The following is a 13,646-nucleotide window of genomic DNA, read 5'->3' on the forward strand; positions in this document are numbered from 1 at the left end:
TTGTATATCGCGAAATACAGATATAAGGTTCGCTCCATCGCGATATACCGTTAGTGAGAACGACATGACCATCGACCTCGACGAAATAATAAAAGCCCTGGCGCACCCCTTGCGCCGCGAGATCCTGACCTGGCTAAAAGATCCACGAGCCAGCTTCCCGACTCAGGAGTACTCCATCGAACACGGCGTCTGCGCCGGTCAGATCGATCAGCGTGCAGGCCTGTCGCAATCCACGGTTTCTGCCCACTTGGCCACCCTGCAACGCGCAGGCCTGATCAGCAGCAAAAAGGTCGGCCAATGGCATTTCTTCAGACGTAATGAAGAAGTCATCGCAGCCTTCGTCAAAGCCCTGGTGCAAGAACTGGACAACCAGCCTTGAAGCCCGTCCCCAACAGGAGAAGCTACGTGCCCTTACCTCTACTTATTCTGGCCCTGAGCGCCTTTGCCATCGGCACTACCGAATTCGTCATCATGGGCCTGCTGCCCAATGTTGCCGCCGACCTGGGTGTTTCGATCCCCGGTGCCGGCTGGCTGGTGACCGGTTATGCCCTCGGGGTCGCCATTGGTGCCCCGTTCATGGCACTGGCCACGGCCAAGCTACCGCGCAAGGCCGCACTGGTCACGCTGATGGGAATTTTCATCATCGGCAACCTGCTTTGCGCTGTCGCCAGCGACTACAACGTGCTGATGTTCGCCCGTGTCGTGACAGCCCTGTGCCATGGCGCATTCTTCGGGATCGGTTCGGTGGTTGCCGCTGGCCTGGTCCCGGCCAACCGCCGCGCCTCTGCCGTGGCCTTGATGTTCACTGGCCTGACTCTCGCCAACGTACTGGGCGTACCGCTGGGCACCGCGCTGGGCCAGTACGCCGGCTGGCGTTCGACCTTCTGGGCCGTGACCGTTATCGGCATCGTGGCTTTCATAGGCCTGATCCGCTTTCTGCCGACCAACCGCAATGAAGAAAAGCTCGACATGCGCGCCGAACTGGCAGCGCTCAAAGGTGCCGGCATCTGGTTGTCATTGAGCATGACCGCACTGTTCGCGGCCTCGATGTTCACTCTGTTTACCTACGTCGCACCGTTGCTGGGTGATGTCACGGGTGTCTCGCCCAAAGGCGTGACCTGGACCTTGCTGCTCATTGGCCTGGGCCTGACCGTGGGCAACGTCATTGGCGGCAAGATGGCCGACCGTCGCGTCTCGACCACCTTGATCGGCGTATTCATTGCCATGGCCGTGGTGTCCACCGCTCTGAGCTGGACCAGCGTGGCGCTGATCCCGACCGAGATCACGCTGTTCCTCTGGGCGGTTGCCTCCTTTGCTGCGGTGCCTGCCCTGCAGATCAATGTCGTGACCTTCGGCAAGGCCGCGCCGAATCTGGTTTCAACCCTGAATATCGGTGCCTTCAACGTCGGCAATGCGCTGGGCGCCTGGGTCGGTGGCAGCGTCATCGCCCATGGCCTGGGCCTGACCAGCGTGCCACTGGCCGCCGCTGTGCTGGCCGTGCTCGCACTGCTGGTCACCCTGATTACTTTCCGCCAGACCGCCAATCCCGATCTGGCTCCTGCTACCAATTGATCACTTAAGAGGGTTCGACGCATGACAACTATCTTTGACCCGATCACCGTAGGCGATCTGCAACTGCCTAACCGCATCATCATGGCGCCACTGACGCGCTGCCGTGCCGACGAAGGCCGGGTACCGAATGCGATGATGGCCGAGTACTACGTACAACGCGCCTCGGCAGGCCTGATCATCAGTGAAGCCACTTCCGTCACGCCGCTGGGCGTGGGCTACCCGGACACACCCGGTATCTGGTCCAACGATCAGGTTCGTGGCTGGAGCAATATCACCAAGGCAGTTCATGGTGCTGGTGGCCGTATCGTCCTGCAACTGTGGCACGTAGGGCGTATTTCCCACCCTTCGTATCTGAACGGCGAAACACCTGTTGCGCCGAGTGCGATCAAGCCAGCGGGCCATGTCAGCCTGCTGCGCCCGATCTCCGACTTCGTGACACCACGCGCACTGGAGCTGGCGGAAATCGGTGATGTGATCGAGGCCTACCGTATTGGTGCAGAAAACGCCAAGGCTGCCGGTTTCGATGGTGTGGAGATCCATGCCGCCAACGGTTACCTGCTCGATCAGTTCCTGCAAAGCAGCACCAATCAGCGCAACGATCAGTACGGTGGCTCTCTGGAGAACCGTGCCCGTCTGCTGCTGGAAGTGACCGACGCAATCATCGAAATCTGGGGCGCTGGCCGTGTCGGTGTGCATCTGGCACCACGCGCAGACTCCCATGACATGGGTGATGCCAACCTGGCCGAAACCTTTGGCTATGTGGCGACCGAACTGGGCAAGCGTGGCATCGCGTTCCTGTGCGCACGTGAGAAGGAAGCAGGCGACAGCCTTGGGCCAAAACTGAAGAAAGCGTTCGGTGGCGTGTACATCGTCAACGAAAGATTCACCAAGGCCAGCAGTAATGCGTGGCTGGCAGAAGGCAAGGCCGATGCCGTCGCCTTCGGCGTGCCTTATATCGCCAACCCGGATCTGGTGGAACGCCTGGAAAAGGATGCCCCGCTGAACCCGGCCAATCCGGAAACCTTCTACGGTAAAGGCCCGGTCGGTTATATCGACTATCCGCGCCTTTAACAGCAATAAGCATCACAAGACCCTGACTCGAAAGAGCCAGGGTTTCTTGCATCGAAACACTTTACTTACTTTGCACTTTCAACCACGCCCTGCACATTACCGTCTGCATCCGTGATCGTGCCATCGGCCAACTTCCAGCGGCCATCGGGATACTTCACAGAACCATCGGCCAGTAACCAGGTGCCATCTTTATACAGATAGCTACCATCCGCATATTGTGTGGTTCCATCGGCATGCACGATAGTACCGTCCACTTTCTGCACCGTGCCGTCAGGACTGGTGACCGATTGCCCTTGTGCATCGGCAACACTCCCATTGGGATAAGTGACGGTCCCGTTGGGGTTGAATACGCTATTGAGCGGATGGACCAATTGCAGAACGCCCGTTGCCGTATTGATCACGTTCAATGTTGTTTCCAGACGCGATGGGCGTGCAGGCACAGGCGGCAGACTTGAAGCGCCGACAGTGGGTGCAGAGCCACTGGATACAGGTTTTGGCGGGACAGGCTTTGCAGGTGTCGGCTTGACCGGCGGCTTTGGAGGAAGTACCGGTTTGACCGGTGGTCTGGGAGGTGCCACAGGCTTGACTGGAGGCCGCTGCGGCCGGACGGGAAACTTGGGTGGCTTGGTTGGCGGTATGACCGACTTGGGTGGCTTTACTCCCACGGGCGGCCTTTGTTGCAACTCCGCAAACTTGCCGGAATCCGCGTGTACATCCGCCACATCGCCATAACTTTCGGCACTGTCCTCGACAGCATTGAACATTTCATTCTCTACATCTTTCATATTCTTGATTCCATTCATTATTGAAACTCCTGTTTAAAACCGCACCTCCACAGTAATGCCTGCGCCTGTCTATTTCGTATATTTATTTATCGAGTTAACTTTTATTTAACAGCCTGGAACAGGCTTTATTAAAAAAAAAAATCAATCACCTGTAAAAAACAGTCTCATTACAATAGAAACGTGCATGGCAGAGTATCTTTTCGCACTGTCCAGGCGAATATCACTGTACCAAGGCGAGAAACCTGAAAATGGGCCAGCCCGCAACAGAGTTGCTGCGGGCCGGGCTTTACGTCTTACCGACTGGCGTTGATCTGCTGCGACAACGTCTGGATCTGGCTGGTCAGGGTGTTGATGTTGCGGGTCACCTGAGCACGAAAGGCATCGAACTCGGCAGTATTGCCAGCCGCCGAAGGAGCCGGTCGATTTTCCTGCTCGCTCTTGAGCACCACCAGATCCTGCTCAAGACGCTCGATGGCCGCCGAGGGGTTACCCTGTTTTTTCAGGGTCGCCACATCGGTACTCAGGCTCTTGAGCTGGGCATCGAGTCTGGCCTGATCGCTCTGTGCGGCTTTCAGATCCGGCAATGCCGTCTTGAGGGCCGTCAGTTCGATCGCAACGTTCTTGAGCTGCTCCTGCAACTGCGCGTTGTCGTGCTGTTGTTGCGCAGCTTGCGAGGATATCTGCTCCAGGCGCTTGTCCAGGCTGCTTTGCTGCCCTTCGACACCTTCGCGCTGCTTGTCCTGATCTTCCAGTTGCGCCTCAAGCAGCTTGATGCGCTGCTTGAGCGCCTCGCCATCGCTGCTCAGCGATTCGGTCGCAACCACCTTGCCGGAAATGTCCTGCAGGCGGCCTGCCGCTTCTTCACTGATGCGTGCAAAACTTTCCTGGGTGGCGACCAGTTGCTGTTCCATCAGGGAAACCTGCTGGAAACTCCACCAGCCCAGGCCACAGAACGCAATGAACAAGGCGCCCACCAAAGCCCAGAGCGGCCCGGTACTCGGCCCTTTGACCTTGGCCACCGGCGTGCTGCGCGAGTAGACCGTCGTACGCTCGCGGGCGCCCTTGGTCGGGACGAAATCATCGTCATCGTCGTCCTTGGCGCTGAGGTTCGGAACGTCATCGACGTCGTCGTATGGATCGTTACGCATGGGTAACCCTTTAAAAGGAAACTGTTGAAACCAAAGTTGCGCAGTATAACCGGGCTCTGTTGCCGTTTCAGCGCGAACCGCCTTGCTGAGCCGACCACCAGCCACAGAACTCATCCAGCGCAGCCCAGAGGCTGACCTTCGGCTGGTAATCCAGATAATGCCTGGCACGGCTTATATCAAGCGTGAAGTCCTTGTTCATGACCTGCATTCCCAACCTCGACAGGGTGGGTTCAGGTCGGCCAGGCCACAACAGGCATGCACCCTCGTTGATAGCAGCTGCGGCATACGCCAGCCGGTATGAGCGATAGCGCGTGACCTGCGGCAACTGCATCTGACGCATGACATAGTTGATGGCATCCCACAGCGGAACCGGCGCGCCATTACTGATGTTGTAGGCCTTGCCCAGCGCCGAGCCCGTTACCAGCAAACTGCTTGCCATGGCCTCGTTGAGATTCTGCATACTGGTGAAGTCCACCACGTTCAAGCCATTGCCCACGATTGCCAGGCGTTTCTTGCGTTGCATGTGCAGCAGGCGCGGGAAAATGCTGGTGTCGCCCGCGCCCGTTACAAAACGCGGCCGCAAGGCGATGACTTCAAGCCCGAACTCTTCAGCGCCAAACACCTTTTGTTCAGCCAGATACTTGGTGCTGGCGTAGTGATTGTGCAAGCGCCTTGGCACTTGCTCTTCCTTGATGTCGCGGTGCGAACGTCCGTCGAAATAGATCGACGGTGACGAAAGATGGACAAGCCTGCGCACTCTTTGTTTCAGACAGGCCTCGACAATGTTCTCGGTGAGCTGCACATTGCCCTGGACAAAATCCTGCCGAGTGCCCCATACACCGACCGCGCCGGCGCAATGCACCACGGCTTCCACGTCATGACACAAGGCCTTGACCAGTTCCGGGTCCGCCAGATCACCCTGAATGAATTCGGCTCCGCGTCGTACCAGATGCTCGACACCTGTGGCCCGACGACCATTGATGCGCACGCTCATGCCCTGCTCCAGAGCAAAACGCGCAAAGCGTCCGCCGATGAAGCCGCTTGCGCCGGTGACCAGAATCTTCATTTACCGCTCCCACATTTCATATGTCTTCACTGACGCTCACTTGTCGTCCAGCGGCACCAACCACTGGCTCGCCTGTTGCGCCAGATGCGCCGTGAGGCGGGTCAGCAATTGCCCGCCATTACGCCAATGGTGCCAATACAAGGGCACGTCGATGTAGCGATCAGGCACCAGCTCGCGCAACGACCCTCGCTGTAATTGCGCCTGCACCTGCAACTCAGGCACCAGCCCCCAGCCGACTCCAGCCTCAATCATCCGCACAAACCCGTCGGACGAGGGGCACAGATGATGCTCGAAACTGCCCTCGCCCCCAAGCAATGCAAGGTAGCGATGCTGCAAAAAGTCATCGGGACCAAATACCAGCGCAGCAGAGTGCATCAGCTTTTCGGGGCTGATGCCCTCGGCAAAATGCCGCTCGATAAAGGCCGGGCTGGCCAACGCACGATAACGCATGGCACCGAGCAACTGACTGCGCGCACCGGCCACCGGTCGCTCGCTGCCACACAGGCAGGCGGCCACCTCACCGGCACGCATACGTTTGAGGCCCACGTCCTGATCCTCGACCACCAGATCCAGCAACAGACGCTGCTCGGCACAGAAAGCCCCCACCGCCGGAGCCCACCAGGTCGCCAGGCTATCGGCGTTGAGCGCGATGCGCAGCCGCTCGGGCATGCCTTCTTCGTCCAGCGCGGGCACCTGACTTTGCAGATCGCGCTCCAGCAGACGCACTTGCTGCACATGGTTGAGCAAGCGTCTGCCGATATCGGTCGGCGTGGGGGGCGTGGCCCGAATCAGCACCGGCTGGCCGATCCGGGCTTCAAGCAGCTTGATCCGTTGCGAGACGGCGGACTGGGACAACCCCAGCACCTGTGCCGCACGTTCAAAACCGGCTTGTTCAACAACAGCCGCCAGGGCTGAGAGTAATTTGTAATCGAACATCAGTTTTCCTAATGAGCAATCAGGAATATTTGTTTTTCTTATACACCCACAGCTCAGACAATCGCCACCTCTCCCCTGCATTCTGGAATTCATTTCATGTGGCACAGTTATTTCAACGGCCTGTTGGTCGCAGGCGGCCTGATCATGGCCATTGGTGCGCAGAACGCTTTTGTCCTGGCCCAAGGCCTGAGGCGCGAACATCACGTGCCGGTGGCGATGCTGTGTATTGTCTGCGATGCAATTCTCGTGGCCGTTGGTGTGTTCGGCCTGGCCAATATCCTGATACAGAATCCGGCCTTGCTGGCGGTCGCACGCTGGGGCGGCGTGATCTTCCTGACCTGGTATGGCGTGCAGGCACTGCGCCGCGCCTGCTCGCGCCAAAGCCTTGAGCAAAGCGCAACGGCGGGCCAGAGGTCGCGTCGTGCGGTGCTGCTCAGCGCCCTGGCGGTCACGCTGCTCAACCCGCATGTCTATCTCGACACGGTCTTGCTGATCGGCTCGCTGGGGGCGCAACAAAGCGTACCCGGCGCCTATGTTGCCGGTGCCGCCAGCGCTTCACTGCTGTGGTTCTCGACTCTGGCTATCGGCGCGGCCTGGCTCGCTCCATGGCTGGCACGTCCCGCCACCTGGAGGCTGCTGGATCTGATGGTGGCAGTCATGATGTTCAGTGTCGCGGCACAACTGATCAGGGCGAGTTGAGAGTTTGTCCCTTTTAATGAGAAAAGGCTTTGGAACCTTTATCCCACACACTTGTTGCGTGGTTAAGGCGCAGGGCCGGTGCTATGATCCGGGGTCTGCGCCGAAAAAGAGTAAAACTCCCGGTGCATGCTGTATCTGGCCGCCCGTGATCGGCCTTGCGATTACCGCAACTGACCTGATAAGGAGATAAACCATGGCTTTTGAATTGCCACCGCTGCCCTACGAAAAAGACGCTCTGGTGCCGCACATTTCCGCTGAGACACTGGAATATCACCACGACAAGCACCACAACACCTATGTCGTGAACCTGAACAACCTAGTGCCAGGCACCGAGTTCGAAGGCAAGACTCTGGAAGAAATCATCAAGACTTCTTCGGGCGGTATCTTCAACAACGCCGCTCAGGTCTGGAACCACACGTTCTACTGGGAATGCCTGTCGCCAAAAGGCGGCGGCGAGCCAACCGGCGCTCTGGCCGAGGCCATCACCGCAGCATTCGGCTCTTTCGAGAAGTTCAAGGAAGAGTTCAGCAAAACCACCATCGGCACTTTCGGCGCTGGCTGGGGCTGGCTGGTGAAGAAGGCTGACGGCTCCCTGGCACTGGCCAGCACCATCGGTGCAGGCAACCCGCTGACCAGCGGCGACACTCCGCTGCTGACCTGCGACGTCTGGGAACACGCTTACTACATCGACTATCGCAACATGCGTCCAAAATACGTCGAAGCGTTCTGGAACCTGGTGAACTGGGACTTCGTGGCCAAGCAATACGCTGCCTGATTCCTGCTTCATACAAGAAACCCGGCAATGCCGGGTTTTTTATTGCTCGCCGTTCAGACCTTTGATTTAAAAAGAAATCCTGCACCGTGCCGACACCCCCTCCTGCCCTCCCGAATGCCTCCCGGTAAATATCCTTCGCTTGCTATCGTTTTCATCAACGAAGACCCCGCCACTCAAGGCCTGCATCACATCAATGCGCCATTACGAGTGCAGACGTTCGCAACCAACAAGGGACTTACTCCATGTCATCGGTCAGCCGTCGTTCTTTCGTTACCCTCTCCGCACTGGCATCTGCGAGCCTGGCGCTGCCAGGAATCAGTTCAGCCGCACCACGGACAAACAACCCCGCCAGCAATGACAAGATTCATCTCAACTTCAATGAAAGCCATTTAGGCCCATCTGCTCTGGCCCTGGAAAAGATGCAGGACGGTGCGGCTTCGACAGGACGCTATCACTATGGCGCGCAATTGAAGCTGATCGAACTGTTCGCCAGACAGAATCAGATACCCAGCGATTACGTACATGCTTACAGCGGCTCGCGTGAACCCTTGCAGTACGCGATTGCAGCGTTCACCGATGAGAACCGAAGCCTTGCTCTCGCCACGCCATCCTACGATGCGCCTGTCGAAGCCGCGAACAGTCAGCAGGTCGCGTTCCATGAAGTGCCCCTGCTGCCCGATGGCTCGCATGATGTCGAGGCCATGCTCAAGGTCGACAAGACGCCAGGCCTGATTTACATCTGCAACCCCAACAATCCCACCGGAACCGTGACAGCGCAGCATCAGATAGAGAAAGCCATCCTCGCAAAACCCGAAGGTTCGGTGGTGTTGATCGATGAGGCGTACATTCATTTCTCGGATGCCCGCAGCCTTATTCCGCTGGCAGCCAAGCGCAAGGATGTGCTGGTTCTGAGAACCTTCTCCAAGCTCTACGGCATGGCTGGAGCCAGGCTGGGTCTGGCAGTGGGGCATCCTGAACTGCTGGAGAAAATCGAAGTATGGGGCGGCAATAATTTTGTCTCGTTGCCTGCCGCCATGGGGGGTATGGCCAGCCTTGAAGACCCCGATCTGGTGAGGCAGCGCAAGCAGCTCAATACCCGGGTGCGCGAACAGACCCGGGCCTTTCTCGCCAGCCATGGATTCACCTGCACGCCTTCGCAGGCCAATTGCTTCATGATCGATACGGGCCACCCGGCCGAGCGTGTCATTGAGGGGTTGGCCAGGCGCAAGATTCTGATTGGCAGGAAGTGGGATGTCTGGCCGACCTGGGTGCGGGTTAGCATCGGCACAGAGGCAGAAATGCAGGCATTTCGCCAAGCCTTCATCGAAGTCGTACAACAACTGGCCTGACTAACTCTGGCAGGCAACGCTCTAGTACGGGCATCTTCCCCCGCTTCGTGCAAGCGGGGGCATTCAATCGTTAACCTGACACTAATGTTTTGTATGTTGCCAGAAAGCAATAGCAGACTAATATTACTTCTTGTATTTACAGAGTCATGCTCAAGTTCCATGCATACTTGTCCGACATAGTAGAATCGCCCCGGATCCAATCTTGCGGGTAAGCAGGACAAGAGAAGCAGAAATCGGCCAGATGAGCGCGCGCTCGTCACGAGGCTGACACAGCTGGTTTTTCGATGGTTGTAGGGTTGCACGCTCCCGGCACGAATTAAGGAATGACCATTTGAAGCTGGAACTCAAACACAGCTTGTCGGTTAAGTTGCTGCGCGTGGTACTACTGTCAGCGCTGTTCGTAGGCGTTGTGTTGAGTTGCGCGCAAATCGTCTTCGATGCTTACAAGACTCGCCAGAACGTGGCCAGCGATGCCGAACGTATTCTGGACATGTTCCGCGATCCTTCGACCCAGGCGGTGTACAGCCTGGACCGGGAAATGGGCATGCAGGTCATCGAAGGATTGTTTCAGGACAACTCCGTTCGCATGGCGTCCATCGGGCACCCGAACGAAACGTTGCTCGCGGAAAAAGAGCGCCCTCTGAAAATCTCTTCCACTCGCTGGCTGACAGACCTCATTCTCGGCCAGGAGCGCAGTTTCACGACCCAACTGGTCGGCCGCAGCCCTTACAGCGAGTACTACGGCGATCTGCGCATCACTCTGGATACCGCCAACTACGGCGAGAGCTTCATCATCAATGCCGTGATCATTTTCATCTCCGGGGTGTTGCGCGCACTGGCCATGGGGCTGGTGCTGTATCTGGTCTATCACTGGCTGCTGACCAAGCCGCTGTCCAAAATCATCGAGCATCTGACCAGCATCAACCCGGATCGCCCCAGCGAGCATCAATTGCCATTGCTCAAGGGCCATGAAAAGAACGAACTGGGTATCTGGGTCAATACCGCCAATCAGTTGCTGGCCTCTATCGAACGCAACACGCACCTGCGTCACGAAGCCGAAAACAGCCTGCAACGCATGGCCCAATATGACTTCCTGACCGGGTTGCCCAACCGCCTGCAATTACAGACTCAACTGGACAAGATTCTGGTGGATGCCGGGCGCTTGCAACGTCGCGTTGCGGTGCTGTGTGTCGGCCTGGATGACTTCAAGGGCATCAACGAACAATTCAGTTACCAGACGGGCGACCAGTTGCTTCTGGCTCTGGCGGACCGGCTGCGCGCCCACAGCGGCAGGCTCGGCGCTCTGGCGCGACTGGGTGGCGACCAGTTCGCTCTGGTTCAGGCCGATATCGAACAGCCTTACGAAGCCGCGGAACTGGCGCAGAACATTCTTGATGATCTCGAAGCGCCGTTCGCGCTGGATCTTCAGGAGATCCGCCTGCGCGCGACCATCGGCATCACGCTGTTCCCGGAAGACGGCGACAGCACCGAGAAGCTGCTGCAAAAAGCCGAACAGACCATGACCCTGGCCAAGACGCGCTCGCGCAATCGCTACCAGTTCTATATAGCCAGTGTCGACAGCGAAATGCGCCGTCGCCGCGAACTGGAAAAAGACCTGCGCGAAGCCCTGCCCCGTGGCCAGTTCTATCTGGTCTATCAGCCACAGATCAGCTATCGCGACCATCGCGTGATGGGCGTCGAAGCGCTGATCCGCTGGCAACACCCGGAGCACGGTCTGGTACCGCCCGATGTCTTCATCCCTCTGGCGGAACAGAACGGCACCATTATCGCCATCGGGGAATGGGTGCTCGATCAGGCCTGCCGCCAGCTGCGCGAATGGCACGATCAGGGTTTCACCGAATTGCGCATGGCGGTCAACCTGTCCACCGTGCAACTGCACCACTCGGAACTGCCGCGAGTGGTGAACAACCTGCTACAGATCTACCGCCTGCCGCCACGCAGCCTGGAGCTGGAAGTCACTGAAACCGGCCTGATGGAAGATATCAACACTGCCGCTCAACACTTGCTCAGCCTTCGCCGCTCCGGGGCGCTGATCGCCATTGACGACTTCGGTACCGGCTATTCGTCCCTGAGTTATCTCAAGAGCCTGCCACTGGACAAGATCAAGATCGACAAGAGCTTTGTGCAGGACCTGATCGACGACGATGACGACGCGACCATCGTGCGCGCCATTATCCAGCTGGGTAAAAGCCTGGGCATGCAGGTCATTGCCGAAGGTGTGGAAACCAGCGAGCAGGAAGCCTACATCATTTCCGAAGGCTGCCACGAAGGTCAGGGCTACCTCTACAGCAAGCCCCTGCCCGGCCGTGAAATTCTGCCTTACCTGAAACAGGCCCAACGCAGCCAGGCAGAAGCCCTGTAGGTAGTTGCGCGTCACAAGGCAGGAGCCAATTCATGCGCGAAAGCAGCAGGCGATGCATTTCCATTGCATGTGCCAGCCTCTCGCGAATGAATTCGCTCCTACGATCAATATCCGGTTGTCTTGAAACCGACAGTTACACGTCGTCGAATGCTCGTTCACGACTTTAAGGGCGTTATGCCTTTACACCGAATGCAAATCTTTCGCATTATGTCGCAGTTTTTCTGGGCGCTCGGCGCCATAAATCCCCTAGACGCAGGAATTCGTCATGATTCGTATGCCTCTGGCAACAGCTAGTCTGCTGGCCATAGCTATCTCCCTCGCCGGTTGCGGCGAAGGCAAGGACAAGGCAGCCGCTCCCGCTCCTGCTGCAGCTCCTGTGACTCCGGCAGCAGCGCCTGCCGCACCTGCTCCGGCAGCGGCAACCCAGACCGATGACGCCGCCGCCAAGGCCGTGGTCGCCAACTACACCAATATTGTCTTTGCCGTGTTCAGCGATGCCGAAACCGCTGCCAAGAACCTGCAGACCGCAGTCAATGCATTCCTCGCCGCACCGAGCGACCAGACCCTCAAGGCCGCCCGTGATGCCTGGGTTGCCGCCCGCGTGCCTTACATGCAGAGCGAAGTCTTCCGCTTCGGCAATACCATCATCGACGACTGGGAAGGTCAGGTTAACGCCTGGCCCCTGGACGAAGGCCTGATCGACTACGTGGCCAAGGATTACCAGCACGCGCTGGGCAACCCGGGCGCTACTGCCAACATCATTGCCAACACTGAAATCCAGGTCGGCGAAGACAAGGTCGACGTCAAGGACATCACGCCCGAGAAACTCGCCAGCCTAAATGAGCTGGGCGGTTCCGAGGCCAACGTCGCCACCGGCTACCACGCCATCGAATTCCTGCTCTGGGGCCAGGACCTGAACGGCACCGGCCCTGGCGCCGGCGCACGTCCTGCCAGCGACTATCTGGAAGGTGCCGGCGCAACCGGCGGCCACAACGATCGTCGTCGCGCCTACCTCAAGGCGGTGACCGACCTGCTGGTAACCGATCTGGAAGAAATGTCGGGCAACTGGAAAGCCGGTGTCGCCGATAACTATCGTGCTTCCCTGGAAGCGGAGTCCGGCGAAAACGGCCTGCGCAAAATGCTGTTCGGCATGGGCAGCCTGTCGCTGGGCGAACTGGCCGGCGAGCGCATGAAAGTGGCTCTGGAGGCCAACTCCAGCGAAGACGAACACGATTGCTTCAGCGACAACACGCACAACTCGCACTTCTACAACGGCAAAGGCATCCGCAACGTCTACCTGGGCGAATACACCCGCACCGACGGCAGCAAGATCACCGGCCCAAGCATCTCGTCTCTGGTCGCCAAGGTTGACCCGGCCACCGACGCCACACTGCGCGCCGACCTGGACGACACCCAGGCCAAGCTGCAAGTGATCGTCGATCATGCCAACAAAGGCGAACACTTCGACCAACTGATCGCTGCGGGCAACACCACAGGCAATCAAGTGGTACGTGACGCCATTGCAGCACTGGTCAAACAGACCGGCGCCATCGAGCAAGCCGCTGGCAAGCTCGGCATCACCGACCTGAACCCGGACAACGCCGATCACGAGTTCTGATCCGTGATGTAACCGGAGGCTCAGAGCCTGCAATACCGAATGCCAGTCAGACCTTCTGACTGGCATTTTTCATGCCTTTCTCCTGCAAAAAAACAAAGCAGCCGCGTCGCCTTTCAAAAGCCGCCCAGCCCGCGATTTAGTAACAATACGTTGCCTCAGCCCGAGCAAACGATAACTTTTCTTATTCCAAACCCATCAGGCTGATAAGCTTGCTCGCCCTGATTTTCAGCTCGTTGCAGAATTC

At 58.1% G+C, this 13,646-nt stretch carries 12 protein-coding genes; 8 read left to right on the top strand and 4 right to left on the bottom strand.

Annotated elements, in window-relative coordinates; all coding sequences use genetic code 11:
• The first annotated feature begins 64 nt into the window (after nt 1-64).
• The 3 genes from ACODS3_RS00305 to ACODS3_RS00315 are packed head-to-tail and all read left to right on the top strand — an operon-like array spanning nt 65 to nt 2,643.
• Nucleotides 65-379, top strand: a complete 315-nt coding sequence (locus ACODS3_RS00305; RefSeq protein ID WP_201020634.1) for an ArsR/SmtB family transcription factor — start codon at nt 65-67, stop codon at nt 377-379.
• A 26-nt stretch (nt 380-405) separates the two neighbouring features.
• Nucleotides 406-1,572 carry an MFS transporter gene (locus tag ACODS3_RS00310; protein WP_201007200.1) on the top strand — a complete coding sequence of 389 codons (1,167 nt, stop codon included), beginning with the start codon at nt 406-408 and terminating at the stop codon, nt 1,570-1,572.
• Nucleotides 1,573-1,593: 21 nt separating this feature from the next.
• Nucleotides 1,594-2,643: an alkene reductase gene (locus ACODS3_RS00315; RefSeq protein WP_201020635.1), complete on the top strand. Its 1,050-nt coding sequence runs from the start codon at nt 1,594-1,596 to the stop codon at nt 2,641-2,643.
• A gap of 65 nt (nt 2,644-2,708) precedes the next feature.
• Here ACODS3_RS00315 and ACODS3_RS00320 read toward each other — a convergent pair whose 3' ends face one another.
• From ACODS3_RS00320 to ACODS3_RS00335, 4 genes are all read right to left on the bottom strand, one after another.
• On the bottom strand, nt 2,709-3,446 hold the full coding sequence (locus ACODS3_RS00320; protein WP_489032778.1) for a hypothetical protein: 738 nt from the start codon (nt 3,444-3,446) through the stop codon (nt 2,709-2,711).
• Nucleotides 3,447-3,721: 275 nt separating this feature from the next.
• Nucleotides 3,722-4,576 (bottom strand): ATPase, encoded by an 855-nt coding sequence (locus tag ACODS3_RS00325; RefSeq protein WP_201020637.1) that lies wholly within the window; start codon nt 4,574-4,576, stop codon nt 3,722-3,724.
• 67 nt (nt 4,577-4,643) lie between these two features.
• Entirely contained in the window at nt 4,644-5,642 is a 999-nt protein-coding gene (locus tag ACODS3_RS00330) for an NAD-dependent epimerase/dehydratase family protein (protein WP_201020638.1), read from the bottom strand.
• Between the two features lie 36 nt (nt 5,643-5,678).
• Nucleotides 5,679-6,578 (bottom strand): LysR family transcriptional regulator ArgP, encoded by a 900-nt coding sequence (locus tag ACODS3_RS00335; RefSeq protein WP_489032781.1) that lies wholly within the window; start codon nt 6,576-6,578, stop codon nt 5,679-5,681.
• A gap of 96 nt (nt 6,579-6,674) precedes the next feature.
• On the opposite strand from ACODS3_RS00335, the gene ACODS3_RS00340 reads away from it, so the two are divergent.
• From ACODS3_RS00340 to ACODS3_RS00360, 5 genes are all read left to right on the top strand, one after another.
• Entirely contained in the window at nt 6,675-7,277 is a 603-nt protein-coding gene (locus ACODS3_RS00340; protein WP_489032783.1) for a LysE/ArgO family amino acid transporter, read from the top strand.
• A gap of 193 nt (nt 7,278-7,470) precedes the next feature.
• Nucleotides 7,471-8,052 (top strand): superoxide dismutase, encoded by a 582-nt coding sequence (locus tag ACODS3_RS00345; protein WP_201020641.1) that lies wholly within the window; start codon nt 7,471-7,473, stop codon nt 8,050-8,052.
• A gap of 242 nt (nt 8,053-8,294) precedes the next feature.
• A complete protein-coding gene (gene ptaA / locus ACODS3_RS00350; protein ID WP_489032785.1) occupies nt 8,295-9,401 on the top strand; it encodes a pyoverdine biosynthesis transaminase PtaA in 1,107 nt (368 codons plus the stop codon).
• Between the two features lie 331 nt (nt 9,402-9,732).
• Nucleotides 9,733-11,784: a putative bifunctional diguanylate cyclase/phosphodiesterase gene (locus ACODS3_RS00355; protein WP_201007187.1), complete on the top strand. Its 2,052-nt coding sequence runs from the start codon at nt 9,733-9,735 to the stop codon at nt 11,782-11,784.
• A 265-nt stretch (nt 11,785-12,049) separates the two neighbouring features.
• Entirely contained in the window at nt 12,050-13,402 is a 1,353-nt protein-coding gene (locus tag ACODS3_RS00360) for an imelysin family protein (protein WP_201020643.1), read from the top strand.
• Nucleotides 13,403-13,646: the final 244 nt, after the last annotated feature.

Source organism: Pseudomonas sp. FG43 (assembly GCF_057809175.1).